General features: G+C 63.1%; 16 protein-coding genes. 4 read left to right on the top strand and 12 right to left on the bottom strand.

Annotation, left to right across the window (positions count from 1 at the left end):
* Positions 1-47: 47 nt before the first annotated feature.
* The 3 genes from ABD884_RS14955 (at position 48) to ABD884_RS14965 (ending at position 3742) form a co-directional block, all read left to right on the top strand.
* Positions 48-1715, top strand: a complete 1668-nt coding sequence (locus ABD884_RS14955) for a sensor histidine kinase (RefSeq protein ID WP_345047215.1) — start codon at positions 48-50, stop codon at positions 1713-1715.
* Positions 1712-2425, top strand: a complete 714-nt coding sequence (locus ABD884_RS14960) for a response regulator (RefSeq protein WP_345047217.1) — start codon at positions 1712-1714, stop codon at positions 2423-2425. Before ABD884_RS14955 ends, ABD884_RS14960 begins: the two co-directional genes overlap by 4 nt.
* A gap of 165 nt (positions 2426-2590) precedes the next feature.
* Complete coding sequence (locus ABD884_RS14965; RefSeq protein WP_345047219.1) at positions 2591-3742, top strand: bifunctional 2-methylcitrate synthase/citrate synthase; 1152 nt, start codon at positions 2591-2593, stop codon at positions 3740-3742.
* A gap of 86 nt (positions 3743-3828) precedes the next feature.
* Here the strand turns inward: ABD884_RS14965 and ABD884_RS14970 are convergent, their stop codons facing one another.
* From ABD884_RS14970 to ABD884_RS14980, 3 genes are all read right to left on the bottom strand, one after another.
* Entirely contained in the window at positions 3829-5334 is a 1506-nt protein-coding gene (locus ABD884_RS14970; RefSeq protein ID WP_345047222.1) for a hypothetical protein, read from the bottom strand.
* 1 nt (position 5335) lies between these two features.
* Positions 5336-5845: an RNA polymerase sigma factor gene (locus tag ABD884_RS14975; RefSeq protein WP_345047225.1), complete on the bottom strand. Its 510-nt coding sequence runs from the start codon at positions 5843-5845 to the stop codon at positions 5336-5338.
* A 108-nt stretch (positions 5846-5953) separates the two neighbouring features.
* Positions 5954-6457 (bottom strand): 8-oxo-dGTP diphosphatase, encoded by a 504-nt coding sequence (locus tag ABD884_RS14980; RefSeq protein ID WP_345047227.1) that lies wholly within the window; start codon positions 6455-6457, stop codon positions 5954-5956.
* A 55-nt stretch (positions 6458-6512) separates the two neighbouring features.
* Here ABD884_RS14980 and ABD884_RS14985 point away from each other — a divergent pair, with 55 nt between their 5' ends.
* The gene (locus ABD884_RS14985) at positions 6513-7166 is read left to right on the top strand and encodes a hypothetical protein (protein WP_345047229.1); all 654 of its coding nucleotides are present in this window, start codon (positions 6513-6515) and stop codon (positions 7164-7166) included.
* Positions 7167-7192: 26 nt separating this feature from the next.
* Here the strand turns inward: ABD884_RS14985 and xerD are convergent, their stop codons facing one another.
* From xerD to ABD884_RS15030, 9 genes are all read right to left on the bottom strand, one after another.
* Positions 7193-8155 carry a site-specific tyrosine recombinase XerD gene (xerD, locus tag ABD884_RS14990; RefSeq protein ID WP_345054862.1) on the bottom strand — a complete coding sequence of 321 codons (963 nt, stop codon included), beginning with the start codon at positions 8153-8155 and terminating at the stop codon, positions 7193-7195.
* A gap of 2 nt (positions 8156-8157) precedes the next feature.
* A complete protein-coding gene (locus ABD884_RS14995; protein ID WP_345047232.1) occupies positions 8158-8820 on the bottom strand; it encodes an NUDIX domain-containing protein in 663 nt (220 codons plus the stop codon).
* A 27-nt stretch (positions 8821-8847) separates the two neighbouring features.
* The gene (gene pyrG / locus ABD884_RS15000; protein WP_345047235.1) at positions 8848-10590 is read right to left on the bottom strand and encodes a CTP synthase; all 1743 of its coding nucleotides are present in this window, start codon (positions 10588-10590) and stop codon (positions 8848-8850) included.
* A 212-nt stretch (positions 10591-10802) separates the two neighbouring features.
* Entirely contained in the window at positions 10803-12539 is a 1737-nt protein-coding gene (gene recN, locus ABD884_RS15005; RefSeq protein WP_345047236.1) for a DNA repair protein RecN, read from the bottom strand.
* Positions 12540-12542: 3 nt separating this feature from the next.
* Positions 12543-13565, bottom strand: a complete 1023-nt coding sequence (locus ABD884_RS15010) for an NAD kinase (protein ID WP_345047240.1) — start codon at positions 13563-13565, stop codon at positions 12543-12545.
* A gap of 13 nt (positions 13566-13578) precedes the next feature.
* On the bottom strand, positions 13579-14391 hold the full coding sequence (locus tag ABD884_RS15015) for a TlyA family RNA methyltransferase (protein ID WP_345047243.1): 813 nt from the start codon (positions 14389-14391) through the stop codon (positions 13579-13581).
* Between the two features lie 2 nt (positions 14392-14393).
* Positions 14394-14603 carry a hypothetical protein gene (locus ABD884_RS15020; RefSeq protein ID WP_345047245.1) on the bottom strand — a complete coding sequence of 70 codons (210 nt, stop codon included), beginning with the start codon at positions 14601-14603 and terminating at the stop codon, positions 14394-14396.
* Positions 14604-14612: 9 nt separating this feature from the next.
* A complete protein-coding gene (locus ABD884_RS15025) occupies positions 14613-15602 on the bottom strand; it encodes an HAD-IIA family hydrolase (RefSeq protein WP_345047250.1) in 990 nt (329 codons plus the stop codon).
* Positions 15595-16461: a hypothetical protein gene (locus ABD884_RS15030; protein WP_345047252.1), complete on the bottom strand. Its 867-nt coding sequence runs from the start codon at positions 16459-16461 to the stop codon at positions 15595-15597. The genes ABD884_RS15025 and ABD884_RS15030 overlap by 8 nt, the downstream gene beginning before the upstream one ends.
* Positions 16462-16463 lie beyond the last annotated feature (2 nt).

Below are 16463 nucleotides of genomic sequence, written 5' to 3' on the forward strand. Positions count from 1 at the left end.
ACTGTTGCGTTCATATTGGTCACAGAACCCGTCAAAAGGAGGAGCGCGTGATCCGACGCTGGAGCATTGCCCGGAGACTCTTTGTGGCGAACCTCCTGTTAGTCCTGGCGCTGACCGCCGTTGTCGGGACGGCGGCCTTTGTGGACGCCAGGGACCGGGCCTACAACGACGCCGGCCAGCGCATGCAGGCTGTTGCCGCTGCGATTGCAGCCAATCCCCTCGTGCTACAAGCAGCCGGCACTCCGAATCCGTCCGCCGCCCTGCAGCCATACGCCCTAGTGGTGATGGCCAATGCCCACGCCGACTTCATCACCATCATGGCGCCGGACCGGACCCGCTGGACCCATGCGAATCCCGACGAAATCGGCAAGCCCTACATCGGCACCATTGATCCTGCCTTGCACGGCCAGACGTTCACCGAGGTTACGGCCGGCACCCTCGGCCCGTCGGTACGAACCATCGTTCCGGTGGAGGATTCATCCGGCGCGGTTCGGGCCCTCGTGGCCGCGGGCGTCACCGTGCGGACCGTGGACGTCGCCGTGTCGGCGCGGCTCCCCGCCATCATCGCCATCTCCCTCGCCATGCTCGCAGGAGGCTCCCTGGCCTCGTGGTTGCTGGGCCGATACCTGCGCTCCGTCACCCGGGGCTGGGGGCCGGAACAATTGGCGCAATTGTTCGCCTACTACGAGTCCGTCCTCCATTCGGTCCGCGAAGGCGTGGTCCTCATCGACACAGGCGGCAAGGTAGTCATGTACAACGACCAGGCCGCGGAGCTGCTGGGACTGGAACGGTCCGACGTCGATCCCGTCGCAGGGGTGCCCCCGCGTCTTTCGGATCTTCCCTTGGAACCGAGCCTCCACAGCCTCTTCGAATCCGGCCGGACGGCGCACGACGAAATCCACCTCACCGGCTCGCGCATCCTGGTGGTGAACCAAGAACCGGCAGTGGGGCCGCCTGGAATGAGGGGTCGGCAGCGCCCTGCCGTGTTCGGGACCGTCGCCACGCTTCGGGACAGGACGGAAATCGAGTCCCTAGGCAGCGAACTGGAGACCATGAAGACCCTGTCCGACGCCTTGCGGGCCCAGACGCACGAACACGCCAACCGTCTTCACACCATCGTTTCCCTCATGGAGCTCGGGCGTAGTGCTGACGCTCTGGATTTTGCCACCAAGGACCTTGAACTGAGCCAACAGCTGACGGACCACCTTGTGGCATCAGTGGACGAGCCTGTCCTCAGCGCGCTGATCATGGGGAAGACGGCCGAGGCGCACGAACGCGGAGCAGAGCTCACGGTCACAGTGTCCGGCGGGGACGGTCTCCAGGGTTTGGCCGTCCAGGACCTGGTGACGATCTTGGGCAACCTGCTGGACAACGCCCTCGACGCTGCGGCTGCCGCTCCCCCGCCACGCAAAGTGGAACTGGGCATCGAGTCCGGACCTGAAGGAACCACATTCACGGTTGCAGATTCCGGCAACGGCATCGATCCCCGTATCGTGGACGACGTCTGGCAGTACGGATATAGCACCAAAGCGGCGGGTATTGGCCAAAGCGCCGGGCAGGCAGCTCCCTCCCGCGGTGTTGGCCTGGCCTTGGTGCGGCAAGCAGTGAAGCGGCTTGGCGGTACGCTGTCCATCAGCGAATCCATGAGCGCCTTGGGCGGCGCGTTGTTCCGGGTGGTGATCCCCGCTGGGGACTTCAGGAAAGAAGCCGAATGACCGAAATACGCGTCCTCGTTGTCGAGGACGAACCTATAGCCGCTGATGCCCATGGCGTCTACGTCGGCCGGATTGACGGTTTCACTGTTGTTGGAACGGCGCCGGACGGGCAATCGGCCCTCCGGCTACTCAACGATTTCGCTGCTGCAGGACAGCCCGTGGACCTTGTCCTGCTGGACATGAACTTACCGGACCTTCATGGCCTGGATGTTGCCCGCCGGATGCGCGCTGCGGGGCTGCTCGCCGACATCATTGCCATCACAGCCGTCAGGGAAGTGAATATTGTCCGCAGCGCAGTGTCAATCGGAGTGGTCCAATACCTGATCAAGCCGTTCACTTTCGCAACGTTTGCGGACAAGCTCGCCAGCTACCGCATGTTCCGCGAGCAACTTGCCGCGCCGGCGTCCGGGTCGCGAGCCAGTGGCGCTTCGCAAAGCGATGTGGACCAGGCGTTCGCCAGCCTCCGTGCGCCCACTGAACTCCCACTGCCCAAGGGCCTTTCCGCCCACAGTCTGGAGTCCGTCAAGGACCTTCTCGCGAGCCTTGGCCGGGCCGTGTCTGCGAGCGAGACAACCGCAGCCTTGGGAATGTCCCGGGTCACCGCACGCCGCTATCTCGAGTACCTGGCCGACGCCGGGATGGTCACCAGGAATCCGCGGTATGGCACCCCTGGGCGCCCGGAGAACGAGTATCGCTGGAATCGGAGCTAGCCGTCCAAACAGACACCGAAACAGACACCCAAACAGCGGACCACAGCGAGTTCCAAGCCAGCCGTGATGCAGTGAATGTGGTGCAGAGCGTACGCTGGAAACGATCAGGGGATGCAAGCGTTCCGGCTATTCCGGAGCGTTTGCCGATGAACGAAGGAGTCCGGCATGGCAGCTGAAGAGATCAAGAAGGGCCTGGCCGGCGTCGTGGTCGACTACACCGCGATCTCCAAGGTCAACCCCGAGACCAACTCGCTACTCTATCGCGGATACCCCGTCCAGGAACTCGCCGCCAAATGCAGCTTCGAAGAAGTCGCCTACCTGCTCTGGCACGGCGAACTACCCACCCAGGATCAACTGACGGAGTTCTCAGCCCGCGAGCGTGCCGGCCGCGCCCTTGACGCCGTGGTCAAGCAGGTTATCGACACTCTGCCCACCACCGGACACCCCATGGACGTCTGCCGGACGGCCGCGTCAGTGCTCGGAGCCCGGCACCCCCTGGCAGGAGATTCCTCCCCCGAAGCCAACCTGGCAAAAGCCAAGGACCTCTTCGCCGCCATGCCGGCCGTGGTGGCATACGACCAACGCCGCCGCCGCGCGGCGGGCCACCCCATCGAACCCGTGGAACCCCGGGACGACCTGGGCTACTCCGCAAACTTCCTCTGGATGACCTTCGGCGAAGAACCCGTAGACGAAGTCGTCGAAGCCTTCGACGTCTCCATGATCCTTTACGCCGAGCACTCCTTCAACGCCTCGACCTTCACCGCCCGCGTCATCACCTCCACCCTCTCGGACCTGCACTCCGCCGTCACCGGCGCCATCGGCGCCCTCAAAGGCCCCCTGCACGGCGGCGCCAACGAGGCCGTCATGCACACCTTCGACCAGATCGGCATCCGCACCGAGGAATCCCTCGAGGAGGCCGCCGCACGGGCAAAAACCTGGATGGAAGATGCCCTGGCCCAGAAGAAAAAAGTCATGGGCTTCGGACACCGCGTCTACAAACACGGCGACTCAAGGGTACCCACCATGAAAGCCGCCCTGGACAAAATGATCGCCCACTACGGACGCCCCGAACTCCTCGGCCTCTACAACGGCCTGGAACAAGCCATGGACGAAGCCAAAGCCATCAAACCCAACCTTGACTACCCCGCCGGACCCACCTACCACCTCATGGGATTCGACACCCCCACCTTCACCCCGCTGTTCGTCGCCAGCCGCATCACCGGCTGGACCGCCCACATCATGGAACAAACCGCATCCAACTCCCTCATCCGCCCCCTCAGCGAATACAACGGCGTGGACGAACGGCACCTGCCGTAATCCTCGGAACGTACGACGGCGGGCCGGCCACCTGAGTGGGCCCATGCGAGCAGGGTTCCCTAACCGGCCCGCCGTCGTAACTCAAGCTATTGAGTGAGCTGCAGGCTGGTGATCATTTCCTTCAATTTCGCGTACTCGGGTGTGCCCATGTATGTCTTGGCATCCTCCATTGTGGCGAAGGTCGGGGCCCCCGACCCCTGGCTAGCCCGGTCCGCGAAGGACAGCGTGCCCTTGGGAGCGCCGCTGACCACTGTGTACATCAATTCCGGGCACGTATCGCTCAGTTGACCGCTGGACTTGTCCACCAGACCCACTTCATAGCTCAGGCCCTTGCCCACCGCGGATTGATCCAGAACGCGGTATGAAAAACGGACACCCGCCGACTGCGCCCATGCACCGTTCAAGGCCGATGGGGCCGTATCAAGCTCCGTCATTTTGTAGCGCTCATTGGGACCGCAGGCGCCACCGAGGCCACCACCGGAGCCGTAGTACAGATGCGCCACCTTCCGGCCAGACTCATCCGCGACCTCAATCCCCGAGGCCGGGAAGTCCGCGGTCCCTGCAGGAACATCCTTGGCTGTCCACCCGGTTGGAAGGCTGAACTGCACGTTGGCCTTGTCGCTCTTGAAGAGACTCGAAGTTGCCACGTTGCTTGGCTTCAGTGACAGCGAGATCAGCATCCGCTTCATGTCCTGGTATTCCTGTGTCTGCATGTAAGCGCGAGCTTCCGCAACCGAGTTGAAAACGAGCGGCGCGTTGGAGCCATCGGCCGCCATCGCCCAGACGTCCCCGAAGTCGACGAAAGGTACATTACTCGGTCCGGTAATGCCGTTAATCTGCTGGCACACGGGTGTTCCTGGCAGCTTCTGTTCTTCTGAAAGCGCCACGGTCCCGTAAACGCGGTCTCCTGTAATCACGGTGAACGTAAAACGTGACGGACCAAGCGCGGAACCTTTGAGCGCGGAAAACTCAGCAACCTTATCGGGCTTCTGCGGGATATCCAGATCCACTGAATCAAGGACGGCGACCGGCTTGGGCGCAGCGCAGCCACCAATGGTCCGGTCGTAGACCAGGTTCAATGCGGCAACCTGCTTGTTGCCGGAGTTTCGGACGCTGACGCTGTTATACGCCTTGCCGGCAATCATCGTCGGCGTCTCGATCGCGGTCCAGCTATCAGGCAATTCGAACGTCGCCTGCGACGTTGAGTCTGTGAACGTCTTCCATGGGACCGCCGGAGCCTGACTTGCTGTCGGTGTGGCCGTGGGCGTTGCCGAGGCTGAAGGCGTCACGGTCGCAGCCGAAGTCACAAGCCCTGAGTTGGCGGGAACGGGGGCTCCCGTTAACGTGCCCAGATTTGAAACTACCAGCACACCAGCCGTTACGGCAGCTGCAGCGATAGTGAGCAATCCAGCAATGCGCACGGCGCGCTGCCGCTTGGCATCGGCCAAGGACCGAACATTCGGCGGCATCTTGTCAACGGCTTCGGAACGGTCCGTGACAATTTTCCCCAGTACCGTCTCGGCGTCGGGGACCGCAGCTGGATCTGTTTTCAGCGGATCGGTCGCTGAGATCAAATTCTTGATGGCATCCATCTCATGCCCCCATTTTCTGTGAAGCGGTCCCGGCCTGGACCGGCATCGTCTTGCGGAAGGCCTCCCGGGCGCGGTGCAGGCGCACCTTTGCGGCCGATTCGCTGCATTGCAGCACCCCGGCGATTTCCGCGATCGAGAACTCATCCCAATACGCGAGTTGCAGGACGTCACGGTCCTTTTCCCGCAATGCAGCCATGGCGTGCTCCACGAGTTCGTTGCCTTTGCCATCTGCTTCAATGACACTCGCTGATTCCATCAGCCGAAAATGCAACGCTTGTTGACGTTCGTAGCTACGGTAGGCGTTCCCCAGCAGGTTCCGGGCCACTGCAAACAGCCAAGCGGGTTCAAACACTCCGGCGTCGTCCCATTTCTGCCACGCCACACGGAACACGTCCGCAGCGAGCTCCTGCGCCAATTCCGGATCAGTCACCCGTCTTCGGACAAAACGGAATACGCGTGGGTAACAGTCCTTGTGAAGCGCAATAAACACCAGCTCCCGGTCTGAAAGCATCGGTCCCCCTTTTGAAATTGAGCCTAGATTTGCCTGCTACGAAGGTAATTTCCAGGCAGGAGGACAAAGTTACAGTTCACTGCAAGCTTTTTGAGAATCTTTCAGGAGTTAGAGAGCAACGCCCGAATCCAGCCATTCCGCGGTGTGCACTTCGGCGACGCTTTCGTTGTCATCCGCGAGCACCACCTCAACTGCGATGCGTTGGCCGGAAATCATGGCGGGCAGCCAGTGTTCGGCGTCGGCCCACATCCGTTCGACGGGGAGCCCGGCTACCAGGTACCACTGCGGCGCTATTTCATCGCTTTCGGCGGGTTCGCCCGTCCATCGCTCGGTCAGATACACCGTGGTGAACATGTTCCATTCGGCCTTGGCGGGGAAGACGAACTCCACTGTCCCGGCCGGAATGAGATGCTTCTCCTCCACACGGACGAAGATTTCCTCATCGACCTCGCGGCAAACCGCCTCAGCCGCTGTCTCTCCAGGCTCCACGTGCCCGCCCACACCCACAATCTTCCCGGTGCCAAAGCCAGTCTTCTTCCGGCCAAGAAGCACCTCCTTGCCCGCATCGCCGTCGCGGAGCAAGAAACAGAGGGTGACATGGGTTGCCGTCATTGACCAAGCCTAACTCTGCGGGTCTTCGAACGTGGGTCCTTGCTACAGTTGGCCCATGAGCGTGGATGGGGGCGACGGGTTCCCTGGCTGGGTGGTCCGGAATCCGCTCTACGCCGGGTGGGCTTGGACCGGATTCTGGGCACTATTAATCGTCCTCGATGAGTTCCTGGATATTGCCGGGTGGAGTTGGTACCTGTTGGTCGGCATGGCCGCCCTACCGACGCTTCTGTGCACCCTGGCTGTGCTGAACGCGACTCCCCGCAGGCATTTGAAACCGCAAAACGAATCAGTGCTGGGGCACTTCTTCGTGCGATTCCTTGCCTTGGTGACTGCATTCCTCGTGTGGGGCGTTTCAGTGGTCATGAGCGCCTCGATCTCCACCACCGTCCAAGCCGCAGCAGACAATTCCGAGCGCGAGGTGACATCCCTGGGTTTTAACTTGCTGGTGGCAGCTGTCCCGCTGGTCATTTCGGTTCTGTGGATGGCCTTTATCGTCCGCTGCGCCTGGTTCCTGCGCCGTCTGCGTGGCTGGAGCCAGAGTCCCGCCAATTCACGGGTGCCCAGGAAATTCCTGCGCTCCCGGCCACGGCTGAGACGGCTAGTGGTGGGTCTGGCCCACCCCGGCCTTCTGCTCGTGGCCGGTCTTGGCATGTCGGTTCTGGCCTTGTTTTTGAACGCCGTGGAGCTGACCTTCAACGTGTTGGGGTAATCGCTTACCGCGTTCAGTTCCCGGAGTTAGCCGAGCGCCCTCGGATGCGCAGCCGCATACACCTCGCGCAAGGTGTCGGCAGTGACCAGTGTATACACCTGCGTGGTGGTCACCGAAGCGTGGCCCAGGAGCTCCTGCACGACACGGACATCGGCGCCGCCCTCCAGCAGGTGCGTGGCGAAAGAATGCCGGAGGGTGTGCGGGGAGACGTCCTTGGTGATGTTGGCCTTCTCCGCCGCGGTCTTCAGGATGGTCCAGGCACTCTGCCGGCTGATCCGGCCTCCGCGCGCATTCAGGAACAGCGCCGGAGTGCCTTTTCCCTTGGCGGCCAACGCGGGCCTTCCACGGACCACATAGGATCCGACGGCGCGCGCACCATAGGAACCCAAAGGCACCAAGCGCTCCTTGGAGCCTTTTCCGAACAGCCTCACGATCGCCGGCCCGTCGGCCTCCACTTCAAGGGAAACATCGTCAACGTCCAACCCGACGGCTTCGCTGATGCGGGAACCGGTGGAGTAAAGGAACTCCAAAAGGGCCCGGTCCCTCAGGCCGGTGGCGGTATCGGCACCGGCAGCTTCGAGAATCCGGGTCACTTCGTCGACACTAATTGCCTTCGGAAGACGCTTGCCAGGCATGGGCGGGTGGACATCGCTGGCGGGATCCGCCGTCGTCGTCCCCTCCAAAGCCCAAAACTTATGGAGGCCGCGGACGGCAACCACCGTGCGCGCCGCGGACCGTACTCCGAGAGCCGCTGCGCCGTCCGAGCCGTCGGCAAGCGCCTGAACAAAGGCAGTGACGTCGTGGCGCGAGACGTTCTCCGGTTTGTCGACACCGGCAGCGGCCAGGAAGTTCGAATAGCGGGACAGATCCCGGCGGTAGGCGGACAAAGTATTGCTTGCGAGGCCGCGTTCCACGCCAAGGTGCTGCAGATAGTCCGTCACGGCGCGGTCAATGGCCGTTTGAATCCGGGTGTCCGCAAGCTGGGGCATGGTCAGCGCTGGCTCGGGTGAGCTGGCCAAGGGGCATTGCCCGGGCGCAGGCTCCTGAAGCCATCGGCCCGTGCAGCGGCGGCCGCGAGGATCCCGACGACGGCGGATGGGTTGTGCAGGCGGCCTTCGAGCACCGCGGAAACAGCTTCGTCGAGCGTGACCCACACCAATTCGATTTCGGCTTCTTCATCTGTGCGGACGTGCCGTTCGGCCTCGGGGACGTCCCCGAGTCCACGCGCCAGATAGATTCGGATCGCTTCGCTCGAGGACCCGGGCGAATTGAAGAAGTCCGCCAAGACGTTCCACGTGGCGGCCGTAAGATCGGCTTCCTCCGCCAGCTCACGCGCTGCACCCACCACGAAGTCTTCGCCGGCAATATCAAGGAGCCCGGCAGGAATTTCCCACAGATCCATGCCGACCGGGTGGCGATACTGCTTGAGCAGCAGGACTTCGCCGTCGACATTCATCGGCAGCACCGCTACAGCGCCAGGGTGGTCGATATAGTCGCGGACCAATGTACCGGCGTCTTCATTTAGCTCGAAGGCGTCGCTGACAACGTCCCAAATGCGGCCTTCATAGACCTTGCTCGACGACAAAAGACGGCGCGGACTCGGCATATCCGAAACCTTCCGAGCAGTACTGGGAGTTTCAGAAATACCGGGCATCGCGCCGTCCTTCGTTGGTGTGGGAAATTACTTCGCGGCGACCTTGCGGGCCGACTTTGCTGCCGAATCAACGCCTGCCTGACGCTCCAACGCAGCCTTCACGAGGCCGGCAAACAGCGGGTGGGGGCGGGTAGGGCGGGAGCTGAGCTCCGGGTGGGCCTGGGTTGCGACGTAGTACGGGTGTACTTCGCGCGGCAGTTCCACGAACTCAACCAGCTTGCCGTCGGGAGAGGTTCCGGAGAACACCAGTCCTTCGGCTGCGATCTGCTCGCGGTACTTGTTGTTGACCTCGTAACGGTGGCGGTGACGCTCGCTGACTGTCGTTGTGCCATAGGTCTCTGCGACCACGGAGCCTTCGTTCAACTTGGCCTCATAGAGCCCCAAGCGCATGGTGCCGCCAAGGTCGCCCTTGCCGTCCACAATGTCCAGCTGCTCTTCCATCGTGGCAATCACCGGGTACTTGGAGTCAGGCTCGAATTCGCTCGAGGAAGCACCTTCAAGGCCAACCACATTGCGGGCATATTCGATGACCATGCACTGCAGGCCCAGGCACAGGCCCAGCACCGGAAGCTTGGTTTCGCGGGCGAACTTCAGCGCGCCGAGCTTGCCTTCCAGGCCGCGGATGCCAAAGCCGCCGGGAACGCAAATGGCGTCGACGCCAGCCAAGGACTTGGTGGCGCCCTCGAGGGTTTCACATTCGTCGGACGGGACCCAACGGATCTTGACCTTGGTTTCATTGGCGAAACCACCGGCACGCAATGCCTCGGTTACGGAGAGGTAAGCGTCCGGCAGGTCTATGTACTTGCCCACCAGCGCAATTTCAACGTGGTGTTTGGGGTTGTGGACCGCTTCGAGCAGCTTGTCCCAGCTGGTCCAGTCGACGTCCTTGAACGGAAGGTCCAGGGCGCGGACGACGTAGGAATCAAGGCCTTGGGAGTGCAGCGTCTTGGGAATGTCGTAGATGCTGGGAGCATCGGCGGCGTTGACCACTGCGTCGATATCGACATCGCACATGCGGCCGATCTTTTCGCGCATGGCCTCGGGCACTTCGCGGTCCGAACGGATCACGATCGCCTCCGGCTGGATGCCGAGGGAACGCAACGCAGCAACGGAATGCTGGGTTGGCTTGGTCTTCAGTTCCTGCGAAGGTCCGATGTAGGGCACCAGCGAGACATGCAGGAAAAAGACGTTGTTGCGGCCGATGTCCTGGCGGACCTGGCGTGCGGACTCCAGGAAAGGCTGCGACTCAATGTCGCCCACGGTGCCGCCGATTTCGGTGATGATGACATCCGGTGCGTTCTTGCCTTCAGCGGGGAGGCGCATACGGCGCTTAATCTCATCCGTGATGTGCGGGATGACCTGGACGGTATCGCCGAGGTACTCGCCACGCCGTTCCTTGGCGATGACCGTCGAATAGATCTGGCCGGTCGTGACGTTGGCAGAGCCCTCGAGGTTTTCATCGAGGAACCGCTCATAGTGTCCGATGTCGAGATCGGTCTCGGCGCCGTCGTCGGTGACGAAGACTTCGCCATGCTGGAAGGGGTTCATTGTGCCCGGATCCACGTTCAGATAGGGATCGAGCTTCTGCATAGTTACAGACAAACCGCGTGCCCGCAGTAGGTGGCCGAGGCTCGAAGCCGTCAGTCCCTTACCGAGCGAGGACGCCACACCGCCAGTGACAAAGATGTGTTTGGTCGTCTTGGACGAGCCCGGGAACCGGGAATTTACACGGGAATTTGATCGCTGCACCACGGAATTCGAGCCTATCATCAATTGCGCCTCCAAAGGATCCGCTCACCGTTTCCCCAAATGCTCAATAGTCCCCCGCCGTGGGGCCAGGATCAAGGGTAACGTTCGGCGAACCCGCCAAAAACAGCTCAGGCACTCGGGAATCCGTAGCTTTTTGCCAGCCCCGCAGCAGTTCGGTCCGGAGCCCGGCAGGGCACACTTGTGAGCGATGTCCTACGGGCGCAGCTCCGTGGCTACGCCTGAGGTAGAAGCTTCGCATCGTCCAGCAATTCCTGGGCATGGGCCCGCGCAGACTCCGAATCTTCTTGGCCCGCCAGCATCCTGGCAAGCTCTTTCACGCGCTCTTCGTCGTCAAGAAGCTGGACATCGCTGGAGGTGAAGCCCGTGGCGGTCTTCCCGTCGCTCCCCCTGACGGAGGTCTTGGTGACCCGGATGTGGTGGTCGGCGAATGCAGCCACCTGCGGAAGGTGGGTCACCACCAGCACCTGGACGTGGCGCGCCAGCATGGCAAGCCGGCGTCCGATCTCGACAGCTGCACGCCCGCCAACGCCCGCGTCCACTTCGTCGAAGACGAACGTCGGTACCGGATCCACAGCGGCCAGCACCACCTCGATGGCGAGCATGACGCGGGACAACTCACCACCGGATGCCCCCTTGCCCAGGGGGCGCGCCGGGGCGCCTGAATGGGGTTGCAACAGGAACGAGATGTCGTCGACACCGTGTGGCCCCAGCTGTCCATCGCTGTCCACCTCGATCATCAGGGTGGCATCCGCCATGGCCAATGCGGTGAGTTCCGCGCTCACCCGCACGGAAAGCTCTTTCGCCGCCTTGGACCGCGCTTTCGAGATGCGGGCGGCCTGCTTTCGCAGCGTGGACTCCGCCGCAGCCACTTCGGCGTCGAGGGCTTCGATCCTGCTGGAGTCGTCCTGCAATTCGTCCAGCCGGGTCCTCGAAGCCGCTGCCCATTCCAGGACCTCGTCGATGCTCGGGGCGTACTTTCGAATGAGTTTGGCCAGTGCTGCCCGCCGCTCCTCGATCTCCGAAAGGCGTTCGGGACCTTCGGAGTCCAAGGAAGCCTGGTAGCTGGATAGCTCCCCCGCAATGTCGTTGATGAGGAAGCCGATTTCGGCGAGCCGTGCGGCGGCCCCGGCCAGCGCCTCGTCATGGTGGGAAACCTGGTCCAGCGCCCGCTTGGCAGCATCGATCAGCGTCGTGGCATCGGCTGTTTCGCCGAACTCCTCCGAGATCAGTCCCTCGTGTGCTGCTGCGGCTGCGAGACGGAGTTCTTCCACGTTGGCCAATTTCACGGCCTCGGCCTTCAAGGATTCGTCCTCGCCCGGTTGGGGGTCGACGTCGTCGATTTCCTGCAGGGCGACTGAAAGCGATTCCGCCTCGCGTAGCCTTTCCCGGGCTTCACTGCGGAGCGTATCGAGTTCCGCCTGACTGGACTTCCAATGGCCGTAGAGCTCCTGGTATTCCGCCAGGGGCGCAGCCAGGTCGGCTCCGGCGAAGCGGTCCAATGCATGCCGCTGCGCTACGGCACCCTTGAGTCGGATCTGGTCCGACTGGCCGTGCACCACCACAAGGCTTTCGCCAAGTTCCGCCAGCACCCCCACCGGCGCCGAACGTCCGCCCACGAAGGCACGGCTGCGGCCATCCGCGCCCACGGTGCGGGCCAGCAGGAGCTGGGTGCCGCCGTCGTACTCTTCGGCATCGCCGCCTGCCTCCACGGCCCGCTCAACGGCGGCGTGCCCCGGCTCAAGCATGAGCCGTGCCTCCGCAGAGGCTGATTTGGCACCGGAACGCACCGCACCGGCGTCGGAGCGCGCCCCCAGAAGGAGGCCGACGGCGGTGACCACCATGGTCTTGCCCGCACCGGTTTCGCCGGTGACGACGCTCAGTCCGGGCCCCAATGGCAATGTGGCATCGGCGATGACGCCGAGATCACGGATCCGGAGTTCCTCGATCATGGTTTACATCTCCTTGGTGGGGTCGGCCGCTCTGCCCGTCCGCACATCCTGAGGCGTTGGCAAAGGGCTGGGCTTGAATGTCCTGACCACGGGGGTGGGACCGGTATGGATATCCGAGGAACGGGGTGCCGGACCCCGCCAGCCGTGGATGGGGAGCTCGAACTTCCGCACGAGCCGTGCGGAAAACGGCGTCTGGTGGGTGCGGGCAAGGCGGACTGGCCGGGTAGACCGGGTTACTTCGATGCGGGCGCCGGGCGGCAGGTCCACGGAACGTCGGCCATCGCACCAGAGCACGCCTTGGGCATCGGTCCGGGAGAGGATCTCCACGGCCAGCCTGGACCGCGGAGACACCACGAGGGGCTTCGCGAAGAGGGCATGGGCACTGATGGGGACAATCACCAGGGCCTCGACCTCAGGCCATACCACCGGTCCCCCAGAGGAAAAAGCATAGGCGGTGGAGCCCGTGGGGGTGGCAAGCACCACACCGTCGCAACCAAAAGACGTCAGGGGACGTTCATCTACTTCCGTCACCACTTCGATCATGCGTTCCCGGTCGGCTTTTTCGATGGCGGCCTCGTTGAGGGCCCACGTGTGCCAGATCTTCTGGCCCCGGACCCACACCTGAACATCGATGGTCATGCGCTCTTCCACCGTGTATTCGCGGCTGGCTATCCACTCGACCGTCTGGGCGAGATCCGCCCGTTCGCTCTCGGCGAGGAAGCCGACATGCCCGAGGTTGACGCCCAGCAGGGGTACGTCGACGTTGCGGACCAGCTCTGCAGCCCGCAGGATCGTCCCATCGCCGCCAAGTACCATGACAAGTTCGACGTCCTCCAAGCGAACGTCCTCGTGGAGTATCTCGATCGGCTTATCGACCACACCGTAGAACCGTTCGATGTCATCCAGTTCCGACTTCTGCATCACGGGAATCAAACCGGAATAGTGAAGCTGCCCGCAGGCATCCCAGGCCGCGCGAAGGGAGTCCTCACGCCCGGTGTGGGCAAGGACCAAAACGCGCCTGCTCATGGTGTTCTGCTTTCTAGTGGGTGGTCCAGTTTCGTTCCATCAGTGCAGCAACTTCCTCGTCCCGCTCTTCGATCTTAGGCAAGTCCGTCTGGATCCTGCGTCTCATCCACAGGAAGTACTCCACATTTCCGTCCTGGCCCGGCAAGGCACTCGGTGCCAGGCCGCAGAGTTCAAGTCCAGCGTCCACGGCGGGTTTCGCCACTTGGGCCACCGCCCGGCGCCGCTCGTGGTCGGAGGTGACCACCCCGGTGCGGCTCAGGCGTTCCTTGCCAACTTCAAATTGCGGCTTCACCATGAGGACCAGGTCTCCCCCGGGTTCTGTGCAGGCGGCAAGCGGATGCAGGACCAGGGTAAGCGAAATGAAGGACAGGTCTGCCACGGTGAGCGCAGCCGGACCGCCGATCTGCTCCGGAGCCATATACCGGACGTTGAGGCCCTCATGGACGGTAACGCGCGGGTCCTTCCGCAAGGATGGCACCAACTGGTCATGCCCGACGTCGACCGCCACCACGTGCGCAGCACCTTGCCGGAGCAGCACGTCCGTAAAGCCGCCAGTGGACGCGCCGGCGTCGAGACACCGCTTTCCTGCCACGAGGACCGAGGGAAACGCCGCCAGCGCACCCGCCAGCTTGTGGCCGGCCCGGCTGACGTAGGCGTCCTCGGCGTGGGCTTGGACATCGAGTTCGGTCTCTCCAGAGACCTGCTGGGCCGCCTTGGCGAGAACGCTGCCTCCGGACCTGACTTTTCCATCCGAAATAAGCTTCGCGGCATGGGTACGCGACCTCGCCAATCCGCGGCTGACGAGTTCCTGGTCCAGTCTGGGCATGCTCAGCGGTCTTCGGTGTCGAGGGCGGCCATCAGCGAACCGTGGATCTCGGCGTATATGCCGCGATGCTCGGCCACCGGGACAGAGCGGATATCGGACAGCCGCTCAAGGGTCGAGTCCACGACCCCGTCCCCTGTGGAGGCCAAGTGGTCCGGCCAAGAGGCATCGTGCGGCTCGACGGCGTACCCCGGGAGATCGTTCACCTCGCTCATTGGACCAGTCTAGTTTTCCAGCCATTCCAGCCGCGGCGAAGTGGCCTCCGCTGCGTCGGGATGCGCGGCCCACCAGGCTGCGCAGGCAGCACGCCAAGCGTCAAGATTCTTTTCGGACCCGGAAACGGTGATGAGGCCATCTTGGACTTCGGCGGTAGCCTTTCCGCAGCGGAACGCGCTGTCCTCCTCGACGATCTCCGGATACGGCTCATACAGTTCCGTGAGATCAGCCAGCAAGTAACCGGGGCGCTCCGAGCTTCGTGCGGCAAGGACGGACTCGCGCGTGTCGACTCCTGTGAGGACCGCTGCCGTCGCGAAGCCCGCACGGTTCCCGCCGAGGATGTCGGTATCGAGGCGGTCTCCGACGACGATCGGCCGTTCCGACTTGAGCCGTCTCGCGGCGGAATGGAAGAGCGGGGCCTCCGGCTTGCCGGCGACTCGTGGCTTTTTGCCCGTGGCAGACGCGACGGCGGCGACGAGCGTGCCGTTCCCTGGAGCCATCCCGCGCGTCTGGGGAATGGACATGTCCGTGTTTGTAGCGATCCAGAGGGCACCTGCGGCCACGACGTAGGATGCTTCGGCGAGGTCCTTCCAAGCGATTTCCGGGTTGAAGCCTTGGACCACCGCCACAGGCTTCTCCTCGGCGCTGTGGACCGGGGTGAGGCCCACCAGTTCGATTTCATGCGCCAGCGCCGCGCTGCCGGTAATCAGCACCCGCGAACCGGGAGCAAGAAGCCCGGCCAAAAGATCTCCGGCGGCCTGCGAAGAGCTGACCACCTGGTTGTCCTCGGCAGGTGCACCAAGTTCGCGAAGATGCGCCGCGACCTGGGCAGGGGTGCGGGAAGCGTTGTTTGTGACGTATCCAAGCCCCACCCCCACGGACCCAAGCCGCTGCAGGGACTCTACGGCACCGGGGATGGCGTGCGGACCTGCATAAACAACTCCGTCCAAGTCGGCCAAAACTGCGTCAAAATGCGATACGAGCGGGGCCTCAGTCATTAGTCGACTCCTCGGCGTCTTCGGAAGCCTTTTCTTCGTCTTCTTCGGCGCCGTCCGCGCCTTCGTCTTCTTGGTCATCGTGCTCGTCTTCGGCGTCTTCGACCGAATCGCGGTCCGACTCAGCATCATCGGACTCGAAGTAGTCAGACTCGACGTCGTTAAGTTCCACCTCGTCCTGTCCCGAGGCTTCAGAATCGGTCACCGTCTCTGCGCGTGCCGGGGCAACTTCGGTGTTCTGCTGTTCGGCTCGCTCGTGGTTGTCGTCGAAGTTCCGGAAGCGGGCCCTGGGGGCTTCCCTTTCATCGTCTTCGCCGAGATCGATGATGTCCGGGTCTTCGAACTCACCTACGCCTAGCGCATTCTCGGCAACCACCGCCTGCCGCTGCCACTTGCCGGCCTCTTCCGTGCGACCCACGGCAGTCAGGGCGTCAGCGTACGCACGGAACAGGCGCGGGCTGTAGGAAAAGGCTCGATTGATGTCGAGCTGGATGATCTCTAGCTCAGCCACGGCGGCGTCCAACTGGCCAAGATCGCTCCTGGCACCGGAGGCCACAATAGCGAGCTCGACCTTGCCGGGGGCGTCAAGATCCTGGGCCTCGGGTGAACGGACAACGTCCAGCGCACGGTCCGGTCGCCCCAGACCGCGTTCGCAGTCGGCCATGAGCGGCAAATGAACATTGGAGCCGCTGATCCGACGGTACGTGCGGAATTCGCGGAGCGCCTCTCCATAGTGGCCCGCCGCATAGGCGGTCAGACCCACGGCTTCACGGACGGCTGCCAGTCTGCCACCGCGTCGACTAGCGGCCAAGGCGTGCTGGAACGACAGCTCAGGGTCGATATCGATGAGCCGACCCGCCATGA

This window comes from Arthrobacter methylotrophus, assembly GCF_039539965.1.
GTDB classification, from domain to species: domain Bacteria; phylum Actinomycetota; class Actinomycetes; order Actinomycetales; family Micrococcaceae; genus Arthrobacter; species Arthrobacter methylotrophus.

Coding starts and splice junctions, on each gene's coding strand:
- ABD884_RS14980 (WP_345047227.1), bottom strand. CDS start 6,457: ATGACGGCAACCCATGTCACCCTCTGTTTCTTGCTCCGCGACGGCGAT.
- ABD884_RS14985 (WP_345047229.1), top strand. CDS start 6,513: ATGAGCGTGGATGGGGGCGACGGGTTCCCTGGCTGGGTGGTCCGGAAT.
- xerD (WP_345054862.1), bottom strand. CDS start 8,155: ATGCCCCAGCTTGCGGACACCCGGATTCAAACGGCCATTGACCGCGCC.
- pyrG (WP_345047235.1), bottom strand. CDS start 10,590: ATGATAGGCTCGAATTCCGTGGTGCAGCGATCAAATTCCCGTGTAAAT.
- ABD884_RS14965 (WP_345047219.1), top strand. CDS start 2,591: ATGGCAGCTGAAGAGATCAAGAAGGGCCTGGCCGGCGTCGTGGTCGAC.
- ABD884_RS15015 (WP_345047243.1), bottom strand. CDS start 14,391: ATGCCCAGACTGGACCAGGAACTCGTCAGCCGCGGATTGGCGAGGTCG.
- ABD884_RS15025 (WP_345047250.1), bottom strand. CDS start 15,602: ATGACTGAGGCCCCGCTCGTATCGCATTTTGACGCAGTTTTGGCCGAC.
- ABD884_RS15020 (WP_345047245.1), bottom strand. CDS start 14,603: ATGAGCGAGGTGAACGATCTCCCGGGGTACGCCGTCGAGCCGCACGAT.
- ABD884_RS15010 (WP_345047240.1), bottom strand. CDS start 13,565: ATGAGCAGGCGCGTTTTGGTCCTTGCCCACACCGGGCGTGAGGACTCC.
- ABD884_RS14995 (WP_345047232.1), bottom strand. CDS start 8,820: ATGCCCGGTATTTCTGAAACTCCCAGTACTGCTCGGAAGGTTTCGGAT.
- ABD884_RS15030 (WP_345047252.1), bottom strand. CDS start 16,461: ATGGCGGGTCGGCTCATCGATATCGACCCTGAGCTGTCGTTCCAGCAC.
- ABD884_RS14975 (WP_345047225.1), bottom strand. CDS start 5,845: ATGCTTTCAGACCGGGAGCTGGTGTTTATTGCGCTTCACAAGGACTGT.
- ABD884_RS14970 (WP_345047222.1), bottom strand. CDS start 5,334: ATGGATGCCATCAAGAATTTGATCTCAGCGACCGATCCGCTGAAAACA.
- ABD884_RS14960 (WP_345047217.1), top strand. CDS start 1,712: ATGACCGAAATACGCGTCCTCGTTGTCGAGGACGAACCTATAGCCGCT.
- recN (WP_345047236.1), bottom strand. CDS start 12,539: ATGATCGAGGAACTCCGGATCCGTGATCTCGGCGTCATCGCCGATGCC.